The 22,867-nt window shown below is 64.4% G+C and carries 18 protein-coding genes; 7 read left to right on the top strand and 11 right to left on the bottom strand.

The genetic code is table 11. The annotated features are described in order from the left end of the window. Window positions 1–168 precede the first annotated feature (168 nt). Window positions 169–1,809: an exodeoxyribonuclease VII large subunit gene (gene xseA / locus Q0687_RS12485; protein ID WP_298876814.1), complete on the bottom strand. Its 1,641-nt coding sequence runs from the start codon at window positions 1,807–1,809 to the stop codon at window positions 169–171. Between the two features lie 119 nt (window positions 1,810–1,928). Between xseA and Q0687_RS12480 the strand changes: the two genes are divergently transcribed. From Q0687_RS12480 to Q0687_RS12470, 3 genes are all read left to right on the top strand, one after another. Then, the gene (locus Q0687_RS12480; protein ID WP_298876811.1) at window positions 1,929–2,939 is read left to right on the top strand and encodes an alpha/beta hydrolase; all 1,011 of its coding nucleotides are present in this window, start codon (window positions 1,929–1,931) and stop codon (window positions 2,937–2,939) included. Between the two features lie 247 nt (window positions 2,940–3,186). Then, the gene (locus Q0687_RS12475) at window positions 3,187–3,738 is read left to right on the top strand and encodes a hypothetical protein (RefSeq protein ID WP_298876808.1); all 552 of its coding nucleotides are present in this window, start codon (window positions 3,187–3,189) and stop codon (window positions 3,736–3,738) included. Further along, window positions 3,738–4,037, top strand: coding sequence for a transcriptional regulator (locus Q0687_RS12470; protein WP_298876806.1), 300 nt, complete (start codon window positions 3,738–3,740; stop codon window positions 4,035–4,037). The genes Q0687_RS12475 and Q0687_RS12470 overlap by 1 nt, the downstream gene beginning before the upstream one ends. A gap of 731 nt (window positions 4,038–4,768) precedes the next feature. Here Q0687_RS12470 and Q0687_RS12465 read toward each other — a convergent pair. Both Q0687_RS12465 and Q0687_RS12460 read right to left on the bottom strand, forming a co-directional pair. Beyond that, window positions 4,769–5,371, bottom strand: coding sequence for a hypothetical protein (locus Q0687_RS12465; protein WP_298876803.1), 603 nt, complete (start codon window positions 5,369–5,371; stop codon window positions 4,769–4,771). Window positions 5,372–5,670: 299 nt separating this feature from the next. Then, complete coding sequence (locus tag Q0687_RS12460) at window positions 5,671–6,915, bottom strand: hypothetical protein (RefSeq protein ID WP_298876800.1); 1,245 nt, start codon at window positions 6,913–6,915, stop codon at window positions 5,671–5,673. A gap of 353 nt (window positions 6,916–7,268) precedes the next feature. Here Q0687_RS12460 and purD point away from each other — a divergent pair, with 353 nt between their 5' ends. Together purD and Q0687_RS12450 are read left to right on the top strand one after the other, a co-directional pair. After that, entirely contained in the window at window positions 7,269–8,552 is a 1,284-nt protein-coding gene (gene purD, locus Q0687_RS12455) for a phosphoribosylamine--glycine ligase (protein WP_298876798.1), read from the top strand. 212 nt (window positions 8,553–8,764) lie between these two features. After that, window positions 8,765–9,670: an alpha/beta hydrolase gene (locus Q0687_RS12450; protein WP_298876796.1), complete on the top strand. Its 906-nt coding sequence runs from the start codon at window positions 8,765–8,767 to the stop codon at window positions 9,668–9,670. Here the strand turns inward: Q0687_RS12450 and Q0687_RS12445 are convergent. After that, window positions 9,667–10,125: a nucleoside deaminase gene (locus Q0687_RS12445; protein WP_298876794.1), complete on the bottom strand. Its 459-nt coding sequence runs from the start codon at window positions 10,123–10,125 to the stop codon at window positions 9,667–9,669. The genes Q0687_RS12450 and Q0687_RS12445 overlap by 4 nt on opposite strands. 120 nt (window positions 10,126–10,245) lie before the next feature. Between Q0687_RS12445 and Q0687_RS12440 the strand changes: the two genes are divergently transcribed. Both Q0687_RS12440 and rsmD read left to right on the top strand, forming a co-directional pair. After that, the gene (locus Q0687_RS12440; protein WP_298876792.1) at window positions 10,246–12,255 is read left to right on the top strand and encodes a pseudouridine synthase; all 2,010 of its coding nucleotides are present in this window, start codon (window positions 10,246–10,248) and stop codon (window positions 12,253–12,255) included. A 1-nt stretch (window position 12,256) separates the two neighbouring features. After that, a complete protein-coding gene (gene rsmD / locus Q0687_RS12435; protein ID WP_298876790.1) occupies window positions 12,257–12,811 on the top strand; it encodes a 16S rRNA (guanine(966)-N(2))-methyltransferase RsmD in 555 nt (184 codons plus the stop codon). A gap of 108 nt (window positions 12,812–12,919) precedes the next feature. Here rsmD and mutL read toward each other — a convergent pair whose 3' ends face one another. The 7 genes from mutL to ileS form a co-directional block, all read right to left on the bottom strand. After that, a complete protein-coding gene (mutL, locus tag Q0687_RS12430) occupies window positions 12,920–14,734 on the bottom strand; it encodes a DNA mismatch repair endonuclease MutL (protein WP_298876789.1) in 1,815 nt (604 codons plus the stop codon). 108 nt (window positions 14,735–14,842) lie between these two features. Continuing rightward, on the bottom strand, window positions 14,843–15,259 hold the full coding sequence (gene arfB, locus Q0687_RS12425; protein WP_298876788.1) for an alternative ribosome rescue aminoacyl-tRNA hydrolase ArfB: 417 nt from the start codon (window positions 15,257–15,259) through the stop codon (window positions 14,843–14,845). Between the two features lie 118 nt (window positions 15,260–15,377). After that, window positions 15,378–16,751, bottom strand: coding sequence for a pitrilysin family protein (locus tag Q0687_RS12420; protein WP_298876786.1), 1,374 nt, complete (start codon window positions 16,749–16,751; stop codon window positions 15,378–15,380). Continuing rightward, entirely contained in the window at window positions 16,748–18,142 is a 1,395-nt protein-coding gene (locus tag Q0687_RS12415) for a pitrilysin family protein (protein ID WP_298876784.1), read from the bottom strand. The genes Q0687_RS12420 and Q0687_RS12415 overlap by 4 nt, the downstream gene beginning before the upstream one ends. A 193-nt stretch (window positions 18,143–18,335) precedes the next feature. Next, complete coding sequence (locus Q0687_RS12410; protein WP_298876782.1) at window positions 18,336–19,064, bottom strand: hypothetical protein; 729 nt, start codon at window positions 19,062–19,064, stop codon at window positions 18,336–18,338. Window positions 19,065–19,165: 101 nt separating this feature from the next. After that, entirely contained in the window at window positions 19,166–19,660 is a 495-nt protein-coding gene (gene lspA, locus Q0687_RS12405; protein WP_298876780.1) for a signal peptidase II, read from the bottom strand. Window positions 19,661–19,837: 177 nt separating this feature from the next. After that, window positions 19,838–22,846, bottom strand: a complete 3,009-nt coding sequence (gene ileS, locus Q0687_RS12400; RefSeq protein ID WP_298876778.1) for an isoleucine--tRNA ligase — start codon at window positions 22,844–22,846, stop codon at window positions 19,838–19,840. Window positions 22,847–22,867: the final 21 nt, after the last annotated feature.

The raw sequence follows: 22,867 nt of genomic DNA, 5'->3' as shown, positions 1-22,867 counted from the left end.
GAGCCTCGAAGGGCGACGGCCCGGCTGCATCGGGGCCGTTCATCCTTCGAGGCTCCCGGTGCGATGCTACGCATCGCACCACTCGCACCTCAGGATGACGGGTTGGCTGGATGCCGCGCTGCCATCTCCGCCGGGACGACGGCGGGAACTGAGCGCCGTCATCGCACCTCAGAACAAGCTGCCCTGATCCACCGGCTTGGCCACGCGCCTCAGTGCCGGCTTGGTCTCCTGCGCCGCCGGCTTCGGCGGCGCGGGCGCGCGCTTGGCCGTCGGCGCCGGCCGGTCCGCATCCGCCGTCGCACCCACGCGTCCGTCGGCGAACTCGATCTCCACGCGTGCGCCGGGACCGATCGCGTCGGCCGAATGTACGGGATGCCCTGCATCATCGCGCACCAGCGCAAAGCCGCGCGCGAGCACGCCGCGATAGGACAGCGCCGAGAGCAGCTTGCCGCTGTTCTCGACGCGGGCATCCAGCCGCTGCAGCAGCGTGACCAGCGCGCGACCGGCGCGCTCGGCGAGGCGATGCGTGCGCTCGCGCTGGCGGGCAATCGCGTTGCGCTGCGCCTGCGCGTTGGAAAGCTTCGAGGCACGCAGCCGCACTTCAAGCCCGGCGAAGCGGTCGCGCCGCCGTCGCAGCAGCGAGCGTGCGGACAGGCCGAGCCGCTCGCCGCACACGGTGAGGCGATGATCGGCCTGCGCGATCTGGCCGTGCAGCACCCGCAGCGTCAGCTTCGAAGCTGCCGCCGTGAACCTGCGGAAATGCGCATGCGTGTTGGCCTTGAGCCCGCGGGGCAGGGCGCTGCCGGCCGAATCCAGCCGCTGCCGCGGAATCGCCAGCAGATCCGTCGCCGCAGGCAGCGCGCGTGCGGCCGCGCGCAATTCGCTGCGGCGGCTTTCGTGTGCGCGCTGCCAATAGGCCCGCGTGCGCCGCGCGAGATCAGCGACCTCGACGAACAATTCGCTGCGCACCGGCACCGCCATCTCGGCCGCCGCCGTCGGCGTCGGCGCGCGCTTGTCGGCGACGAAATCGATCAGCGTGATGTCTGTCTCGTGGCCCACCGCCGAGATCAGCGGGATCATGCTCTCGGCCGCCGTCCGCACCACGATCTCCTCGTTGAACGACCAGAGATCCTCCAGCGAGCCGCCGCCGCGCGCGACGATCAGCACATCAGGCCGCGGAATCTTGCCGCCTTCCGGCAGCGCATTGAAGCCGCGGATCGCCGCCGCGACCTGCTCGGCCGAGCCTTCGCCCTGCACCTTCACCGGCCACACCAGCACATGGCGCGGAAAACGGTCCTCGAGCCGATGCAGGATGTCGCGGATCACGGCGCCGGTCGGCGAGGTCACCACGCCGATCACGTCAGGGAGCCACGGCAGCAGCTGCTTGCGCGCCTCGTCGAACAGGCCTTCGGCGGCAAGCTTCTTCTTGCGCTCTTCCATCAGCGCCATCAGCGCGCCGATGCCGGCCGGCTCCAGCGCCTCAATGACGATCTGGTACTTCGACGAGCCCGGATAGGTGGTGAGCTTGCCCGTCGCGATCACCTCGAGCCCCTCCTGGGGCTTGAAGCGCATGCGGCCGTGCACGCCCTTCCAGATCACCGCCTCGATCTTGGCGCTCTCGTCCTTGAGCGCGAAATAGCAATGGCCGGAGGAGTGGGCGCCGCGAAACCCGGAGATCTCGCCGCGGACCCGGACATGGCCATAGGTGTCCTCGACCGTCCTTTTCAGGGACTGGGACAGCTCGGAAACGGTGAATTCGGGCGCGTTGTGAAGAGGTTCCGCAGGCGGCATCGGCAAACGATTCGGCATGTTGGGGTCGTCCGGGACGTTAAGGATTTTCGCCCGCAAGCGCGAATCCCGCCCTTGATCTCAAGAGTACTCTGTAATATAGAGTTCTCTATTGATGATCTGGTCAGGGAGTTGCGACCATGGCGATGCGATTGCTGAAAGGTGCTTTGGGCTTGCTCAAATGGGGTCTGGTCGCGGTCGGCGCCGTGGCGCTGATCCTCACCGCCCTGATCGCGACGCCGCTCGAGCGGCCTCCGCAGATGCAGTCGGTGTCGGATTCCGCCAAGGGCATCGACTGGTCCACCTTGCCGCCGATGGAGCGCTTCCAGGCCCGCGACGGCACCTGGCTCGGCTACCGGCACTACGCCGCGAAGGGCACAGCGACGGACCGCGGAGCGATCTTCATCCATGGCTCGTCCGGCTCCTCCGGCACGGTCAATCACGCGCTGACCGCGGCGCTTGCCGCGCACGGCGTCGAGACCTGGGCGCTCGATACGCGCGGTCACGGCGGCTCGGGCACGCATGGCGACATCGCCTATGTCGGCCAGCTCGAGGACGATCTCGTCGACTTCGTCGCCCATGTCCGCAGAAACGCGCCTGATCTGCCGCTGACATTGGTCGGCCATTCCGCCGGCGCCGGCTTCTCGCTACGCATCGCCGCGACGCCGATCATCCAGGATCTGTTCGTCCGCACCGTGCTGCTCGCGCCCTATCTCGGCTACGACGCGCCGACCAATTTCGCGCATTCCGGCGGCTGGGCCAATGCCGACATCCCGCGCTTCCTCGGCCTCACGGCCTTGCGCAAGCTCGGCATCGATTGCTGTTCGCAGCTCCCGGTGCTCGCCTTCGCGGTGCCGCCGAATTCGGAACGCTATCTGACGGCGACCTATTCCGACCGCCTGATGCGCAACTTCGCCACCCACGGCTACCGCCTCGATCTCCCCGCCGTGACGCATCCGATGACGATCTTCGGCGGCTCTGAGGACGAGATGATGATCTCGGCCAAATACGCCGAGACCGTGCAGGCCATCAAGCCCGATATCGACGTCAAGATCATCGACGGCGTCAACCACATGGGCATGGTCACGAACCCGAAGGCGGTGAACGCGATCGCCGAGGACGTGGCGATGCGAGGGGCAGGGCAGTCGTGATGCGTGGCAGGAAACTCACTCGCGGCCATCCTTCGAGACGCCCGCCTTCGGCGGGCCCTCAGGATGAGGGCTGAGTGCTTGGCAGCAATTTCAAGGGTAAAGATGCCACTTAGCCTCATCCTGAGGAGACCGCGCAGCGGTCGTCTCGAAGGACGAGGCGTGCGCTCAGGTGCCACGAAACGTCATCTGCGATTGCCGGCGACCGCCCACGCGATGTTGCACCAATGCCGGCTCGATGAGGAACGACATGATCGACAGCAAGGAAGCCTCCGCAGCGCTGGCCGATATCGACGACATCGTCCAGCGCGTGAAGCAATCGCAGCTCTATGAGCTGGCTAGCCTCGCCGCGCTGTGGTGGGGCGTTCTGGTGTTCGCCGGCAACCTCGTCACCTGGCTGTGGCCGTTCTACGCGCGGTACGCCTGGCCCGCCGTCGACATCCTCGGTGTCGGCGGCCTGATCGCGATCCGGTTGCTCACGCCGTCGCAGCCACAGCCAGCCGCCTTCGACGTCAGGCTCGTTCTGGTCTTCGTGCTGTTCTTCGCCTTCGGCTACATCTGCACCAATGTGCTCGGTCACTACGGCCCGCGCGAGCTCGGCGCCTTCTGGCCCATCTATTTCATGCTGTTCTACACGCTCGCCGGTCTGTGGTTCGGTTATGCTTTCGTCGCCATCGGCCTCGTCATCATCGCGCTGACGCTGATCGGCTTCTTCACCATCGGCGAGCCATTCCCGCTCTGGATGGCCTTCGTCAACGGCGGCGGCCTGATCGTCGGCGGCCTCTGGATGCGGCGCATCTGATGGCCGAGCTCGACGACATCATCCATCAGCCCCTGCGGCTGAAGATCATGGCAGCGCTGAACGCACTGCCTGTCGCGTCAGGCCTGGAATTCGCGCGGCTGAAAAAGCTCACCGGCGCGACCGACGGTAATCTCGGCGCCCATATCGAGACGCTGGCGAAAGCCGGCTACGTCTCGGTCGACAAGGCCTTCGTCGGCAAGAAGCCGCAGACGACGGTAACAGCCACCGCCACTGGCCGCGGCGCCTTCGCGCGGCATGTCGCGACATTACAAGAGATCATCGCGGGGAAGCAGGTGTAGGTACTCGCGGTGCGGATTACTGGGCCCTCTCCCCTTGCGGGAGAGGGCATCACCGCCGATCGCCGCGCACTCGCTTGGGTGAGGGGTCGCCTCCTCATCAAAAGTCCTTCGCCCCTTAAAAAAGGTGCTTAGCGGCACCCGAAAGTGCATGTGACGTTGACGTTCACCTCCTGCGGCGGCGGGTTGATACTCTGGAGGGACCGGCTCATCTCCATCAGCCCTTCGGATACCCTGCGAGAGCGCTCTGCCTTTTGCTGGTCCTCTACCGCCGCTTGCTGACGATAGTAGAGAAGGTTCTTACGACACTGGGTGTAGGCCTCAGCGCCCTTGCCCGCCGACAACTGCCTGCAAGACGCGTCGTCTTGAGCTTCCATCTTAGCCGCTCTGACGCCGGCATCTTCGGTGCTCACACAACCGGAAAGCACGACAAGCCCCACGGCCAACACAACAATGCGCATTTCAGAGATCCCCAACCTATATCCTCGCCGACGATTAGTTGGCGAAGGCCATGACTGGCAAGTCGAGATGGGGTTCCTCCTCAAGGAACACTTTCGCTGGTGTCCTCGTGCTTTGGAGTTTTGTGCACTGTCACCGTAATTCCAGATTGACGGTGAAGAAGAAACATCCACCCGGAACGAAGTTGCGGCGGTACGCGGTCATGCCGCGACGTTACCACGAAACAAGTGCGATGGGTTTCGCAAGGGCTCCCACCCATCCTACAGGCTGGGCTGTCATGATGAGCGTTCGCAGACAGAACGAGCAAACATGCTCAATAGCATCCAGATGAAAAGCGATATCAAGCAAGTCGCAAAGATGAGTGCTTCTGGCGCGATTGCGCGCCACAAAATGAGCGCAAGAAACCCTTTCGAATTCGGGCTCCTCACCGAGGCAAGGTTTACAATCAGAACGTTGATTTGAAACTCGCGCAGTAGAATGCAACTTACTATCGGGAGCAAGAACAGAGAAAGTCGTGGCCTCCCTACTAATCCGTATGTCCCAGACGAGACCGCATGCACGGTGCAAAGAGCCATCACCAAGAAGAAAAACAAAAATGACAAGACAAAGAACTGCTGCTCGAACAGATTGACGTGATCAAAATCGCCGATCGAGATTCCCCCGACACCAAACAGTAGAACCAATTGTTTTTCGAAGGGAAGAACCGTGAACGGAAACATGAATTCAAGAAGCTGCTCAGGCAGAAGAGCGCCTCGCCCTCGTCCCAAGAGCAACAAGACCATCCCCGGAACAAAAAGGAGAAACATAAAGACGAGCGTATACGGCGCAGCCCCCCTTCTGCCGCCTGCAGATCCCGGTTCAAATCCCCTTTCGCTCATGATGCTCTACTTTGCGCGAGACCTGATCTGTCTACCGAGCTGTCAGTTCCTGTGCAGACGGGATTACGGTGACAGTGCTGGACTGCACCCCTGAAGTGAGACACGATAATTTCAGTGACAGGCATTTTGAGGATGACCTGTGGCAGGACGACGGGATTACCTTGGTCAAAAGCACCGAGATTGACGAAGAAATTGCGAGGTTCCTTCGGCAGCTGTCATAGTCGAGCAATTTAACCACGGCCTTAAGCGATAAGATTACGGTGACAGTGCTGGCAAGCACCACCACCGCAATTTCCGGGTCATGCCGGAGGAAAAACTTCTGTTCTTGTCGCGCTGGCTTCCGCCTCTCCGGCTGACATGTTGGGCTCGGGTTTAACCTTTGTTACGTTGATGCCTCCATTGCCGTCGGGAGACGGTACCCATTCATTCGACTTTATGCCCAATAGGCCGCGTCCAACCGGCACCTCTGCAAAATTGTTGTGCACAACATCGAGTGGCAAGATGGGATCTTCAGAGCGGTCGGAAGTCGACGCGATGATAGCGGAAACCCCGGCGTGCTCCTTGTTAACGAACATCGAGGTTGGTACCGGGCTTCCATTGGCGCTGTTTATAGACCATTGGGTCCCAATATACGGTTTTCCAAACGCACCGGTCGCCTTTTCGACGGGGACTGAAACAGGGCCCGCCGGATAGACCGCTTCTACGGCATAGGGGAGCCCAGAGAGACCGTGATGAATGGGAAGCGCACCAAGCTGACAGCCATTTACAGCAATGATGTATGCATCATTCCTTCCAACAATGCTCTTGGCACGATATTTCTTTAGCTTCTTCGCTTTCTCATCGATGGCGGCAATCCACCGTCGCCGCACTTCCTCATGCGGCACGTCCCCAACCTTGAATTCGCCGGGCTTCGGAAACTCTAGATAGTCTTCGGGTACTCCCATGGGCTCTGGCGAAACCGCCTCAATCCAATAGACCCTGCCTTCGTGCTCGAACCTGAAGTCCGGCCCTTTGGAAGCAGTTGTGATCTTGAGGCCGAGCGCATCGAGATGGCGCGCTACCATCATTTCCCATACTCGCTGCAAAATTCTGGCCTTGTTGCCGCTTACCAGTTCTGTGACGAAGTGCTCGGACGCCAAATTGAGGGCAAGAAATTTCTCCCACGCTAGGAGAACGCACGACTTGTAATGCGGCGCTGCCGCATACTGTTTGTCAAGGAAGGTGCGAACACTCCGATCCCATCGCGCTTTCCGCTGATCCACGGTTTCGCGCGCCTTTGGCGGACCGGCGAATCGATTCTTGATGTCACGCGGGAACTTGCTCCGGCGGTGCTTTCGCCACCAGCCTTCAACCATCCGTAAATATCCGGCGGCCCTGTATACGCGTCGCCGCAACTCTTTGAGCAGCACTTGGGCGCGAACGCGGTTCGGTGCTGCTGCGGACATTCTTTCAACGCGGAGCTGCTGACGCACGACGCGCTTTTTTGCTTGCGTCAATCGTACACGTGCTTCTGAAACGAAAGGAGGTTCGCTTTTTCGTGGCATGGACCATCACGAGAAGTATGAAATGGTGTCGCAACCAGCGATAGATGGGAGCTTCCACCGGCAACGGCAATGGCTGAGCACAAGGCCCATTTTGTCGATGTGCTAGGCACCCAGAGTCGCCACTTCTGTGCGAATCGGCACATAATTCGACGCGATATGATGAGCTGCAAATATGTTTGCACGGCGCGGTTGCGCGGTCCCGCGCATGCGGCCCTTTGAAGGACCCTGACAGGAGGGGCAGAGGAGCTTCGCTGCGCCCCGGAATGACGCGGAGCGTAGGCCGTTTCCCCTTGAGCCCCACACCGATTCGTGCGACCTCCGGCCCTAGCAAAACCCCTCATTTCGAGCCTTCGATGCACATTCTCCTGCTTGGTTCCGGCGGCCGCGAACATGCCCTGGCGTGGAAGATCGCAGCCTCCCCCCTGGTGACCAAACTCTGGTGCGCGCCCGGCAATGCCGGCATCGCGCGCGAGGCGGAATGCGTGGCGCTCGATGTCGCCGACCATGCGGCCGTGATCGACTTCTGCAGGACAAACGCGGTCGAGCTCGTCGTGGTCGGCCCGGAGACGCCGCTGGCGGCCGGCATCGTCGATGATCTCACCGCCGCCGGCATCAAGGCGTTCGGGCCCAACAAAATCCCGGCCCAGCTCGAAAGCTCCAAGGGCTTTACCAAGGCGCTGTGCACCGAGTTCGGCATTCCCACGGGCGCCTACAAGCGATTCACCAACGCTGATGATGCGCTCGCTTACGTGCACAGCCAGGGCGCGCCGATCGTCGTGAAGGCCGACGGGCTTGCCGCCGGGAAGGGCGTCGTCGTCGCGAAGTCGGTGCGCGAGGCGGAGGACGCCATCGCCATGATGTTCGAGGGCGCGTTTGGCGAAGCCGGCGCTGAAGTCGTGATCGAGGAGTTTCTGCCGGGCCGCGAGATCAGCTTCTTCGCGCTGTGCGACGGGGAGACCGCCATTCCGCTCGCCTCCGCGCAGGACCACAAGCGCGTGTTCGACCACGACGTCGGCCCGAACACCGGCGGCATGGGCGCCTATTCGCCGACGCCGCTGGTGACGCCTGCCGTCCACGACGCGATCATGGCCAAGATCATCCTGCCGACAGTCGCGGGGATGAAAAAGCGCGGCACGCCGTTCCGCGGCATTCTCTATGCGGGGATCATGCTGACGACGCAGGGCCCAAAGCTGTTCGAGTTCAACGTCCGCTTCGGCGACCCCGAATGCCAGGTGCTGATGCTGCGCATGATGAGCGACATCGTGCCGGCGTTGCTGGCGTCCTGCGACGGCCAGCTGAAGAATTTCGACCTGCGCTGGTATCCGGAATCCGCGATCACGGTGGTGATGGCCGCGAAGGGCTATCCCGGCGATTACCAGAAGGGCACGCGGATCGAGGGGCTCGATGACGCGGCCAAGGTCGACACCGTCGAGATCTTCCACGCCGGCACGGTGGCGAAGGACGGCGCCATCCTCGCCAATGGCGGCCGCGTGCTCAATGTCTGCGCGCTGGGCGCTGATGTGACCGAAGCGCAGGCGCGCGCCTATCAGGCCGTCGACCGCATCCGATGGCCGGAAGGCTTCTGCCGCCGCGACATCGGCTGGCAGGCGGTCGAGGCCGAGAAGGCCAAGAACTAGTCAAGGGCTGAGCCGTCATTCCGGACGGCGCGCACGCGCCGATCCGGAATCTCGAGGTTTGGGCATCGCCTTCGCGCCGCCACATCGACATCCCAGAAATGCACAATCAGCTGTTGGGCTTAGCCACCCCGCTGATAATACCGCTACTGTGCATGGGGTTGTTTTCGACTTTTGGGTCGAAGGCCCCTCGCGACTGACAAGGATGCAACAAGATGTCCGATCTCGCCGACCTCTACCCTGGTTTTGCCTCCGAATGGATCAACACCTCGTTCGGCCGCATCTTCGCCCGCGTCGGCGGCAAGGGCCCGCCGCTGCTGCTGCTGCACGGCTTCTCCGAGACGCATGTGATGTGGCACCGCGTCGCGCCTGAGTTGGCCTCCCAGTTCACGCTGATCATCGCCGACCTGCCGGGCTATGGCTGGTCCGACATGCCCGAGAGCGACGCGCTGCACATGCCCTACAGCAAGCGCGCGATGGCCAAGGCCATGGTCGAGATGATGGAGAAGCTCGGCCACGTCCACTTCGCGCTCGCCGGCCACGACCGCGGCGGCCGCGTGTCGTATCGGCTCGCGCTCGATCATCCGGGCCGGCTCTCGAAGCTCGCCGTGCTCGATATCCTGCCGACCTATAATTACTGGGAGCGCATGAACCGCGCCTATGCGCTGAAGATCTATCACTGGACGTTCCTCGCCCAGCCCGCGCCGCTGCCGGAGACGCTGATATCCAGCAACGGCGAATTCTTCCTGCGCTTCAAGATGGCGAGCCAGACCAAGTCGAAGAATCTGGACGCGATCGATCCGCGCGCGCTCGAACACTACATCGCCCCGTTCCGCGATCCCGCCCGCGTCCACGCGATGTGCGAGGACTACCGCGCCGGCGCCTATATCGACTACGACCTCGACAAGGCCGATTTCGACTCGGGCAAGAAGATCACCGTGCCCATGCTGGCGCTGTGGGGCGGCGTCGGCATCGCCCAGGCCGCCGCGACGCCTTTAGACGTCTGGAAGCAATGGGCCACCAATGTCGAAGGCCAGCCCGTCGATTCCGGCCACTTCCTCACCGAGGAGAACCCCGACGTCACCGCGCAGGCGCTGCGCGCGTTCTTCGCCGGCAGCTAGCGCCGCTCGCGAAAGAACTCCTTGAGCAGCCGCGCCGCCTCGCTCTCGCCGACCCCGGAATAGACCTCGGGCGCGTGGTGGCAGGTCGGCGAAGCAAAGAACCGCACGCCCGACTCCACCGCGCCGCCCTTGGGGTCGGCCGCGCCGTAATAGAGCCGGCGGACCCTTGCAAAGGAGATCGCGCCCGCACACATGGTGCAGGGCTCCAGCGTCACGTAGAGGTCGCAGTCGACCAGGCGCTCGCTGCCGATCTTCTTCGCGGCCTCGCGCAGCGCCACGATCTCGGCGTGGCCGGTGGGGTCGTAATCGGTCAGCGTCCGGTTAGCGGCGGTGGCGATGACCTCGTAATTGCGGACCACCACGCAGCCGATCGGAACTTCGCCCGCCTTTCCGGCATTTTGGGCCGTTTTGAGCGCCAAATCCATGAAAGAGGGGGCTTTCAAGCCTCGTATCATCCGAAGAAACCTGCTAGTAGCTGCGCCTTCAGCAGAAGTGCTTTACCTAATTTGCCTGAGCATGCGGCTCGGAACGAGCGCGCATAATGCTTAACGGCCACCCCCTGAGTGAGATTATTCATGCCTCGCGACAGCGACAAAGACAACGATTCCCGCGGCCGGCGAGGCCCCCCCAAGGGCCCATCAAAGGGTGGCCGCAGCGGCAAGCCCCGCGGTCCCGACAAGAAATTCGCCAAGCGCGGCTTCGAGGCCAAGGGTGAGGGCAGGGGCGATCGCGACAGCCGCCCGCCCCGCGGCGACCGCGATAGCCGCCCCTTCCGCCGCCGCGAGGAGGGCGATGCCCCGCGCCGCGATTTCTCCGACCGTCCCCGCTTCAAGCGCGACGATCGTGCGGGTGAGGGCCGTGGCGAGCGCAGCTTCAAGCCGCGCGGCGACCGCCCCTTCTCCGATCGCGGCGCGCGCGATGGCGAGAAGCGCTCTTTCAAGCCGCGCGGGGATCGTCCGTCCTATGGTCGCGACGACCGTCCGCCGCGCAGCCGCGATCGCGACGATGCACGTCCCGCCGGTCGCTTCGGCGACAAGAAGTCCGGTGACAAGCGGCCCTATGCGCCGCGTGGCGACCGTCCGGAACGCAAGTTCGACGGCGAGCGGAAGTTTTCGCGCGATCGCGGCGAGCGCAGCGATTCCAAGCCGTGGCAGAAGCGCGACGATCGTCCGCATGGTGACCGTCCGCCTCGCAAGGATTTCAGCAAAGGTCCGCGCAAGGATTTCGGTGGCCGCGATCGCGGCGAGGACAAACCTTGGCAGAAGCGCGAGGGCGGCGACGATCGGCCGCGCTTTTCGCGCTCGCGCGACGATCGCGCCTCCGGTGATCGTCCGTTCCGTGATCGTCCAAAATTCGATCGGCCCCGTCGCGATGGCGATGGTGAGCGCGGCGGGCGTGGCGGCGATCGTCCCAGATTCGATCGTCCGCGCGAGCGCTCCGAGGGTCGCTCCGACTGGCACGAGCATCCGCGCAGCGAAGGCCGTTTCGGCGACCGTCCACGCCGCGACAACGAGGACGACAGCCGCATCTTCGAGAAGCGTCCGGCCTTCGGCGGCCGCGGTGCCTATCGCGAGCGCAATCGTGATTTCGAAGGACGGCCGCGCCGGGAAGAGGCGCCGAAGCCGAAGAAGGCCGGCGAACGCATCGCCAAGGCGCTGGCGCGCGCAGGCCTAGCCTCGCGCCGCGACGCCGAAGAGATGGTCACGCAGGGTCGCGTCACCGTCAACGGCCGCGTGATCAACTCGCCGGCGCTCGACATCACTGCGAATGACGTCGTTCTGGTCGACGGCAAGCCGTTGCCGGAGCGCGAGCGCACGCGGTTGTTCCTCTATCACAAGCCGCGCGGGCTGATGACGACGCATGACGACCCCGAGGGCCGTCCGACCGTGTTCGACAATCTTCCCGAAGGCCTGCCGCGGCTGATTTCGATCGGCCGGCTCGACTTCAACACCGAGGGCCTCTTGCTGCTCACCAATGATGGTGGTCTCGCGCGCACGCTCGAATTGCCTGACACCGGCTGGCTGCGCCGCTATCGTGTGCGCGCCCATGGCGACGTCACCCAGGCGCAACTCGATCAGCTCAAGGAAGGCATCGAGGTCGATGGCGTGAAGTACGGGCCGATCGAGGCGACGCTGGAGCGCGACCAGGGCGCCAATGTCTGGCTGGTGTTCGCGATCCGCGAAGGCAAGAATCGCGAGGTACGCAACGTCTGCGCCCATCTCGGCCTCGAGGTGAACAGGCTGATCCGCGTTTCCTACGGCCCGTTCCAGCTCGGCGAAGTGCCCGAAGGCCAGGTCGAAGAGGTTCGCGCGCGCGTGCTGCGCGATCAGCTCGGTGACAAGGTGATCGAGAAATCGGGCGCGCAGTTCGACGTGCCGAAGAAATCCTCCGAGGGCGATGCGTCCGCGAAGACGTCCAAGCGCGAGGTGATCGCCGATCGTAAGGGCCGCCGCGTGCTGGTGCAGCGCACCGGCAGCGAAGAGGCGCGCGAGCGCAACGAGGAAGAGGCCAATGGCTACGGCCCGCCGCGCCGTGCCAAGCGTGGCTATCACGGCAAGCGCGACCTGGCGCCGCGGGACGAATAGCATGCGCGTCGTCGGCGGTCGCTTGAAGGGGCGCAATCTCGCCTCACCGTCTTCGCGTGACATCCGTCCCACGGCGGATCGCCTGCGCGAGTCCGTGTTCAACATCCTCGTGCATGCCTATGACAATCCGATCGAGGACGCGCGCGTGCTCGATCTTTTTGCCGGCACCGGCGCGCTCGGCATCGAGGCGTCCTCGCGCGGCGCGAGATTCACGCTGTTCGTCGACAACGGTGCCGAGGCGCGGGCGCTGCTGCGCAATAATGTGGAGTCGCTTGGCCTCGGCGGCGTGACAAAAGTCTATCGCCGCGACGCGACCGACCTCGGCCCCGCGCATCCCGTCGAGCCGTTTTCGCTGGTGTTCCTCGACCCGCCCTATGGCAAGGGTCTCGCGGAGAAGGCGCTGGCGAGCTTGCGCGACGGCGGCTGGCTGACATCGGGCGCATTGCTCGTGGTGGAAGAAGCGAAGGCCGCGCAGTTCGTGACGCCGGAAGGCTATGAGGAACTCGAGCGGCGGGCGTATGACGATACGGAATTTGTGTTTCTGAAGCTCTCGTAGGGTGGGCAAAGGCGCAACGCGCCGTGCCCACGATCTCTGCATGATCGAGAGAGGTGGTGGGCACGCTTCGCTTTGCCCACCCTACAGCTAATCCACCCTACGGCACCGTCATCGCCGCCCGAACAGCTTTTCCACGTCGGCGAGCTTCAGCTCGACATAGGTCGGCCGGCCGTGATTGCACTGGCCGGAGTTCGGCGTCTCCTCCATCTCGCGGAGCAGTGCGTTCATCTCCTCCGGCCGCAGCCGGCGGCCGGCACGCACCGAGCCGTGGCAGGCCATGGTGGCGGCGACGTGCATCAGGCGGCGTTCCAGTGGCAGCGCCTCGTCCCATTCGGCCATGTGTTCGGAGAGATCGCGGAGCAGCCCGCCTGCATTGGTCTTGCCGAGCAGCGAGGGCGTCTCGCGCACCGCGACCGCGCCAGGGCCGAAGGATTCGATCGCAAGACCGAAGGACGCGAGCTCCTCGCCGCGCTCGAGCAGGCGTTCCACCGTCGCTTCGTCCATCTCGACGATCTCGGGGATCAAGAGGATCTGTCGCTGCACGCCGTTATCGGCCAGCGAGGCTTTTAGCCGCTCATAAACTATGCGCTCATGCGCGGCATGCTGGTCGACGATGATCAGGCCGTCGCGGGTCTGCGACACGATGTAGGTCTCGTGCAGTTGCGTGCGCGCAGCACCAAGCGGGCGGTCGACGAGATCGGTCACGAGCTGCGGGTCGAACCGCACGTCCGCGCTGGGCGCACCGACATCGAAGGCGGCCTGCGCGCGCTCGGCAAAAGCGGGCGCGGCTGCGCCGTCGAATGACGGCATCGGCGCAACCGGCGCGGAAGGCGAGGTGCGCCAGTCCCAGCTTGCCGGCCGAGGCGGCGTGAAGGCGGGGCGGAACGAGGACAAGGCGCTCTCGCCACTATTGGCGGCGGTGCGACGTCCTTCGCGCGCGAGACCTTCCTTCAGCCCGTGCACGATCAGTGCGCGCACGAGGCCGGCATTGCGGAAGCGCACTTCGGTTTTCGCCGGATGCACATTGGCGTCGACCTCGCGCGGGTCGAGCGTCACGAACAGCGCCAGCACCGGATGCCGGTCGCGCGGCAGATAATCGGCATAGGCGCCGCGCACCGCGCCCAGGATCAGCTTGTCGCGCACCGGCCGGCCGTTGACGAAGAGATACTGCCCGAGCGCGTTGGCCTTCGTCAGCGCAGGCGCAGCGGCATAGCCCGCCACGACGACGCCTTCGCGCTCGGCGTGAACCTCAAAAGCGTGGCTGCGGAATTCCGCGCCGAGAATGTCGCCGAGCCGGGTCAGCCGTCCGGCCGCGCCGGGCAGCGCGGCGGCCCAGGTCACAGGCGCGCGCTCTTCGCCCGCAAGCGTGAAGGCGATGTCAGGCCTTGCCATCGCCAGCCGTCGCACCACCTCGCGGATCGCTTCGGCCTCGGTGCGATCGGTCTTCAGAAACTTCAGCCGCGCCGGCGTCGCGTAGAAGAGGTCGTTGACCTCGACGCGGGTGCCGTGCGCGAGGGCCGCCGGCATGATCTCGGACTTCTCGCCGCCCTCGACGGTGAGCGCCCAGGCATGCGGCTCGCTCGCATGCCGCGTGGTGATCGACAAACGCGCGACCGACCCGATCGACGGTAACGCCTCACCACGGAACCCGAGGGTGCGGATCTGAAGCAAATCCTCATCGTCGAGTTTTGACGTCGCGTGGCGCTCGACGGCGAGTGCGAGGTCCTTGGCGGTCATGCCGCTGCCGTCGTCGGTGATGCCGATCCGCCGCCGCCCGCCGCCATCGGTGAAGACGTCGATGCGGCTCGCGCCGGCATCGATGGCATTCTCGACGAGTTCCTTGACCACGCTCGCGGGGCGCTCGACCACCTCGCCGGCGGCGATGCGGTTGACGACCTGTTCTGGAAGCTGGCGGACGGGCATGGAGAGACTCAAAGGGCGCGTTCAGCGCCCAATCTAGTCCGACCGGGGGGCAATTGCATGGGGCAAGATCCGGCTTGCACACATGCTGTGTTGGTCCCGAGGCGGTCTCTAATCGTCGAAACCGCGCCCGCGCTTGGCCTTGACGTCGCTGCGACGTTTCTTGCCGTCGAGGCGGCGCTGCTTGGAGGCAAAGGTCGGCCGCGTCGCGCGGCGCGGCGTCGGCCGGATCATCGCCTCGGTGAGGATCTCGACGAGTCGATCGATGGCATCCTGCCGGTTACGTTCCTGGGTGCGGAAGCGCTGGGCGTGAATCACTATCACGCCATCCTTGGTCATGCGCTGGCCGGCGATGCGGGCGAGCCGGATCGCCGCATCTTCCGGGATGGTCAGCTTGCGCGTGTCGAAGCGCAGTTGCGCCGAGGTCGAGACCTTGTTGACGTTCTGCCCGCCCGGGCCGGAGGCGCGGACAAAGCCGATCTCGATGTCGTCCTCGTCGATAACGAGATCGCGGGATATCCGCAGCATGATCGCACCATTCGTGATGCCCCGACATATCGCGGAACCTCCATGTTCGGCAATGGTGGGATGGCGGAAACGCAAATGGCCGGGCGAGCCCGGCCATTTCAGGTCATGTCAGGAGACGTCAGTTCGACTTGGTCGCCGGTGCCGCGGCCGGTTGCGCGGCAGCCTGCGGCGCGCGGCCAACGATGACCGTCAGGAGTCCCTGGCTCCACAGTCGCTTGGCCGCGGCCTTGGCATCGTCCAGGGTCACGGCATCGACGATGGCGTTGCGCTTCTCGATATAATCGATCGGCAGCTTGTCCTGCTGATATTGCAGCAGCGCCTGGGCGAGCTTGGAAGAGGTGTCGAGCACCAGCATCTGCGAGCCCTTGAGGTAGGACTTGGCCTCGTCAAGCTCCTTCTGGGTCGGACCTTCGTCGGCGATGCGGCGGACCTCTTTCTCGATGGCATCCATGGTATCGCCGGCACGGTCGGCGCGGGTGCCGGTATTGCCGATGAAGATGCCCGAATGTTCCATCCAGAGCAGCGATTCGAATACCGAATAAGCCAGCCCGCGCTTTTCGCGGACCTCGCGATAGAGCCGCGAGGACAGGCCGCCACCACCGAGGATGTGATTGACGACGTAATAGGCCATGAAGTTCGGATCATTGCGCATTACGCCGGGGCCGCCGAAGGTGATGACGGTCTGCGGTACGTCGAGCGGCACGAAGGCGCGCTGCGGCGGCTTGGCAGCCTCGATGTCGGGAACCGGCACGAGATTGGCCTTGGCGGGCAGGGCGCCGAACGTGTGGTCGAGCAGCTCGCCGAGGGTGGCCGGATCGACGTCGCCGACGACGGCGACCTTCAGCGTATCCTTGGCGAGGTTGCGCGCGACATAATCCTTCATGTCGGCGACCGTGATGGTCGGCACGCTCTCCAGCGTGCCGCTGGTCTGCCGTCCGTAGGGATGGTCGCCGAACGCCATCTCCAGGAATTTCTTGCTCGCGAGCGAGGTCGGGTTGGTGGTCTCGCGGCGCAGGCCCGAGATGACTTGCGAGCGGATGCGTTCGACATCGGCGGTCTCGAAATGCGGCGAGGTCAGCGCGGAGCGCAACAGGTCGAAGGCTTCGTCCTTGTTGTCGCGCAGCATGCGCAGGCTGCCGCGGAAGGTGTCGCGGGTGGCGCTGAAGGAGAGCTCGATGGCGCGGCGGTCGAGCCGCTCATGGAAGGTCTTGGAATCGAGATCGCCCGAGCCCTCGTCGAGCAGGTCGCCGACGAGATTGGCAACGCCGGGCTTGTCCTTGGGATCCTGCGCCGAGCCGCCGGCAAAGGAATATTCCATGGCGATCAGCGGCACGGTCGCGTCCTGGACGAACCATGCCTCGATGCCGCCCGGCGACACCAGGTACTGGATCTTTGCTGCCGCCTGTGACGGCGAGACCGAGGCGAGCGCGAGTGCCGCGCCGGTGACGAAGGAGAGCGCGACGTGGCGCGCGCGAAGAAAAGGATAGGTCACGAACGCTTCTCCTCGCGCTTGGCAGCGGTGCTGGTGTCCTTGATCAGATAGCCGGTGACCGATCGGTTCTTCTCGAACCATTTTTGCGCAGCTTCACGGACCTGCACGGCGGTGACGGCGCGGATGCGATCGGGCCAGCTCCTGATGTCCTCGATCGACAGGCCCGTCGTCAGTGCGCCGCCATACCAGCGCGCCAAGACCGCCTGATTGTCCTGGGCGTAGATCGCTTCCGCAATGAGCTGGGTCTTGACCCGCTCGAGATCCTCGGCGCGGATCGGGTTCTGCGCAACGTCGGCGATCACACCGTCGATCGCCTGCTCGATTTCGGCGAAGCTGACGCCTGGTTTCGGCGAGGCCGAGATCGCGAACTGGGTCGGATCGAGCGAGATGCTGGAGTAGCTGGCGCTGGCGGAGACTGCGAGCGGCTTGTCGACGACGAGCGCGCGGTAGAGGTAGGAGTTGCTGCCGCTGCCCATCAACTGCGCGAGCACGTCGAGCGCGGCGCTCTCGCCGGCCGCGGCCGTCGTCGCCGACGGCACCAGATAATAGCGGCGCAGGCTCGGCTGTTCGACGCGCGGATCGGACAGTGTGACGGTGCGCGGAGCCGCCGGCTCCGGCTCCTGTGGCCGGATGCGCCGCGGCGGGATCGCCGGCTGGGCCGGGATCGGGCCGAAATTACGCTCGACCAGCGGACGCACGTCGGCGGCCTCGACATCGCCGGCGATGACAAGGATCGCATTGTTCGGCGCGTAGAACCGGCGATAGAAGGCAAGCGCGTCCTCGCGATTGAGCTTCTCGATCTCCTGGTGCCAGCCGATCACCGGCCGGCCGTAGGGATGGTTGAGATAGAGCGCGGCCATGATCTGTTCATTGAGGCGCGCGTCCGGGCTGTTGGCAACGCGCATGTTGTACTCTTCGAGCACGACGTCGCGCTCGGGCAGCACGTTCTCGTCCTTGAGGACCAGGCCGGTCATGCGATCGGCCTCGAACTCCATCATGGTCGGGAGCTGCTCTTTCGGCACGCGCTGGTAGTAGTTGGTGTAGTCGACCGAGGTCGAGGCGTTCTCGTTGCCGCCGACGCGGAGCACGGTCTGGGAGAATTCGCCGACCGGATGTTTCTCGGTGCCCTTGAACATCAGATGTTCGAGGAAGTGGGCAAGCCCCGACTTGCCCGGCGTCTCGTCGGCCGAGCCGACCTTGTACCAGATCATTTCCGTGACCACGGGCGTGCGGTGATCCGGGATCACCACGACCTGAAGGCCGTTGGGAAGCGTGAAGCTGGCGGGCGGCGCCGAGGTGACCGTCGTCTGGGCGAATGCGCTGCCGACGTCGAGGGCAGATGTTGCGAGCAGCGCGGCGAAGAGGCAGGCAATCGATCGGTGTGAGGACATCACGATCCTTGTGAAAGCCCGGACGCTGATGTCCGGGCGTGAAAGCACGGCATGTTACGCCGCGCGGCTTTGAGCTTCGGGTCACGAAGCAGAGAACGCGGTCGAATTGTACTTAAAAATAGGTCATCTACCGCATCCGGCCTACACCGGACGATTGCGGCTTGTGCGCGCCTGTGCGTGACAGACAAGGAGCTTACTGCACCTTTTCCTTGCCGGACTGGACGTCGAAATAGGTCTTCCGCGTCGTGTCCTCTCCGGCGCCATAGACGTAGTTCGGCGAAGGCGTCTGATATCCCGGCGGCGGCTCGACCAGCGATTGGCGTGGGGGCTCGGTCGTGAACGGCTTGGATTCCGGCTGGCCGCCCTTGAACAATTTTAGCAGACCGCCGGTGTAACCCATCTCGGCCGGGCTCATCGTCGGATTGTTGGGGTTGCTGCCCGGCGCGGGCGGATCATTGTTGGCCTGCTGCGGGCCCGACCTGTGGGCGTTCAACTCGGCGGGCGACAGCGGCTGGATATCCTTCATGTACTGCTGCTGCGGTGACTTGTTGCCCGCCTTCTTGCGCAGGGCGATGGCCTCCTGGCGACGCTTCTCGTCGGGATCCTTCGGCCAGTTCGGCGCGTTCTTGGCTTCGGAACTGGGCGGCGGCAGGTCGAGCTTGGGCGGCACCACCAGCGGCGACCGCTCGCGGTACTCGATGCCCTTCTTCTCCATGCTCTTGGCGCCGATGCCGGACATCAGATTGTCGATGAGCTTCTCTTCGAAGGTCATGTCGTCATCGTCATCGTCGTCACCGGCACGCACAGGGCCTGCCGACATGACGAGACCGATACCGAGTGCGACGGCTGACAATTTCAGCGCCAGCCAAAGTCCCCGCCGGGAGTCTCGACCCATCGAACCGCTGGTCCCGAAGCTGCGCATACCTGTACCTGTTCCATATTGTGGCAGGAGCAATCTCGCCGCCTCTCGCGCGACCGCGCCTCGCCAAGCAAGGTTCCGCCTCCGGCCCGTATCGGCCGGGATCAGGGCGCTTTTACGGCGGGTACCCCCAGGAAGGAGTCATACAACAGGGCCGCCACGCCAGCAACGATGGCCACGTCCGCGAGGTTGAAGACGTACCAATTGTAGGTATTTCCGCCGATTTCGACATGAAACAGGGCGAAATCGACCACTGCACCATAAGCGAAGCGGTCGATGCCATTGCCGATGGCGCCGCCGATGATCAGCCCCAGCGCGACGGTGGCGAGCCGGGTGTGCGAGCGCGCCATCCAGATCGCCAGCGCGATCACCGCGACGACCTTCACCGCCATCAGCGCGATCTGCGCCGACTGACTGTCGTTCTGCAGCCAGCCGAAGCTGATCCCGATATTCCAGGCCAGCACCAGGTCGAAGAACGGCGTCACCTTCACCACCCCGCGGCGGGCAAGGTCGAAGCCGTTCAGCAGCCACAGCTTCGAGGCCTGGTCGGCCACGAGTGTCACCACGGCCGCGGTGATGCCGGCGCGGAGCGGGGTCATGATGAGGTGCTCGCCGCAAATACCGCCGTCGTCCCAGCGAAGGCCGGGACCCATACTTCGAGGCGAGTGTTGTTGGAATGACTCGGAGTCATCAGCCTTCGCGAAGATGAACTGTGGTGGTTATGGGTCCCGGCTCCCGTGCGCAATTGCGCACTAGGCCGGGACGACAGTTGAGAGCTAAACTTCCACCCCAAGCGCCTTCCATTCGCGCAGCGCCTTGGCGTCGCGCGGGGTGACGTCGGGATATTCAGCGTCCTCGCCGACGGTTGGCGAGATCTTCCAGGAGCGCGCGCATTTGGTGCCGACGGCCTTCTCGACCACGACGGCCACGCCGGGCACCGCATCGAGGCGGAATGCGGAGGCCGGCGCCTCGCCCTCGCGCACCTCGTAATTGGAGGTGATGCAGATCTCGGCGAGATCGATGTCGAACAATGTCCCCAGCATGTCGCGGTCAGCGACATAGATCACCGGCGAGGCCTCGAGCGAGGAGCCGATGTTCTTGGCGGCGCGTTCGAGTTCGAGCGCGCCGGTGACGACGCGTCGAACGTTGCGGATCGTCTCCCACTTCGCGGCGAGCGTGTCGTCGCGCAGCTTTTCGAGGCCTTGCGGGAACAGCGTCAGATGCACCGACGGTTCGGCGTCCGGCCTGTACATGCGCCAGCCCTCTTCCGCGGTGAAGCTCAGGATCGGCGCCAGCCATTTCAGGATCGAATTGCACAGCAGGTCGATCGTGGTCAGCGCCGCCTTGCGCGTCAGCGAGGATGGCGGATCGCAATAGAGCGTGTCCTTGCGGATATCGAAATAGAACGCCGAGAGCTCGCTGTTCATGAAGGCGGACAAGGTCGCGACCACGCTCTTGTAGTCGAACGTCTCATAGGCCTTGCGGACCAATTCGGCGCGGAGCGCGAGCTCGTGGAGCATCAGCCGCTCGAGCTCGGGCATCTCCGCGGGCGCGACGGCGTCGGCGGGCTTGTAGTGATGCAAGGTGCCGAGCATCCAGCGCACGGTGTTGCGCAGCTTGCGGTAGGTCTCGACCGTGTTCTTCAGGATCTCGGGGCCGATGCGCTGGTCGTCGGTATAGTCGCAGGACGCAACCCAGAGCCGCAGGATGTCGGCGCCGGATTCCTTGATGACGGCCTGCGGCTCGATGGTGTTGCCGAGCGACTTCGACATCTTGCGGCCGTCCTCGGCCTGCGTGAAGCCGTGGGTCAGCACGATGTCGTAGGGCGCGCGACCGCGCGTGCCGCAGCTCTCCAGCAGCGAGGAGTGGAACCAGCCGCGATGCTGGTCCGAGCCTTCGAGATACATCACGGTGTCGGCGCCGCCGTCGACCTTGCGCTTGATGCCTGATAGCCCAGGGAATTGCACGGGATCTTCCAGCACGAAGGCGTGCGTCGAGCCGGAATCGAACCAGACGTCGAGAATGTCGTCGACTTTCTGCCAGCCCTCATTGGCGCGCGACCCGAGGAAGCGCTCGCGGGCGCCCGTTGCGTACCAGGCATCTGCGCCTTCCTTTTCGAAGGCATCGCCGATGCGGGTGTTGACGGCTTCGTCCTGGAGGATCTCGGCCGAGCCGTCGCCCTTCTCGCGGACGAACACGGCGATCGGCACGCCCCAGGCGCGTTGACGCGAGATCACCCAGTCGGGACGAGCCTCGATCATGCCGTTGATGCGGTTCTCGCCCGACGGCGGGACCCATTGCGTGACCGAGATCGCGTGCAGCGCGCGGGCGCGCAGCGTGTCGCCGCTCTTCGCCTTGCCACCCGTTGCGATGTCCTTGTCCATCGCGATGAACCATTGCGGTGTGTTGCGGAAGATCACCGGCTTCTTCGAGCGCCAGGAATGCGGATATTGGTGCTTGAGCCGGCCGCGCGCGAGCAGCTTGCCGCCCTCGATCAGCGCCTTGATCACGGCCTCGTTGGCGTCACCCTTCTCGCCCTTGTCGTTGATGACGCGCTTGCCGGTAAAGCCCGGCGCCTGCTCGGTATAGGCACCGTTCTCGTCGACAGTATAGGGGATTGCGCTGTTGATGCCGCGCGCATCGAGATCGCGGGTGTTCGCCATCCAGACGTCGAAATCCTCGCGGCCGTGGCTGGGCGCGGTGTGCACGAAGCCGGTGCCGGTGTCATCGGTGACGTGATCGCCGGACAAGAGCGGCACGGTAAATTCATAGCCGCCGGCAAGCCCCTTGAGCGGATGGGCGCATTCGATCGCATCCATGGTATCGCCGGGGATGTCGCGGACCTTCTCGTAAGATGTCACGCGCGCCTGCTTGAACACTTCTGCAGCGAGCGCGTCGGCCAGGATCAGGAGGTCGCCGGTCTTGGCCCAATTGTCGGCAGGGGCGTCCGTCACCTTGTAGAGGCCATAGGCGATCTTCGGCGAGAACGAGATGGCGCGGTTGCCGGGCAAGGTCCAGGGCGTGGTGGTCCAGATCACGACACTCGCCGATGCCAGCGCGCCATGCGCGGGCGAGGTCACCGGGAATTTCACCCAGACCATGTCGCTCGTGTAGTCCTCGTACTCGACCTCGGCCTCGGCGAGCGCAGTCTTCTCGACCACGCTCCACATCACCGGCTTGGAGCCGCGATAGAGCGTGCCGTTGGCGGCGAACTTCATCAGCTCGCGCGCGATCTGGGCTTCGGCCGGGTAATTCATGGTGGCGTAGGGATGCGCCCAGTCGCCGATCACCCCTAACCGCTTGAATTCCTCGCGCTGCACGTTGAGCCAGTGCGTGGCGTAGGCGCGGCACTCCTGGCGGAAGGCGACCATCGCGGCACTGTCGCGGAAGTCGGGCTTCTGCTTGCCCTTCTTGCGATAGTTCTCTTCCTCGACCTTCCATTCGATCGGCAGGCCGTGGCAGTCCCAGCCGGGCACATAGTTGGAATCGAAGCCGAGCATCTGCTGGCTCTTGGTGACGAGATCCTTGAGGATCTTGTTCAGCGCCGTGCCGATGTGGATGTTGCCGTTGGCATAGGGCGGGCCGTCATGCAGCACGAACTTGTCGCGGCCGTGGGCCGCCTCGCGCAGCTTCTCGTAGAGGCCGATCTCGTACCAGCGTTTGAGGATCTCCGGCTCGCGTTGCGGCAGGCCGGCACGCATCGGGAATTCGGTCTGCGGCAGGAACAGGGTTTTCGAATAGTCTTTGGCTTCAGACTTTTGGGACTTCTGCGGCTTTTCGGACATGAGGCTGACTGGCTCGGAATG

Origin of the sequence: uncultured Bradyrhizobium sp. (assembly GCF_936928535.1) — a bacterium.
Classification (GTDB): domain Bacteria; phylum Pseudomonadota; class Alphaproteobacteria; order Rhizobiales; family Xanthobacteraceae; genus Bradyrhizobium.
Note: the sequence above shows the minus strand (reverse complement) of the source record. Positions and strands in the feature narration are given on the sequence as shown.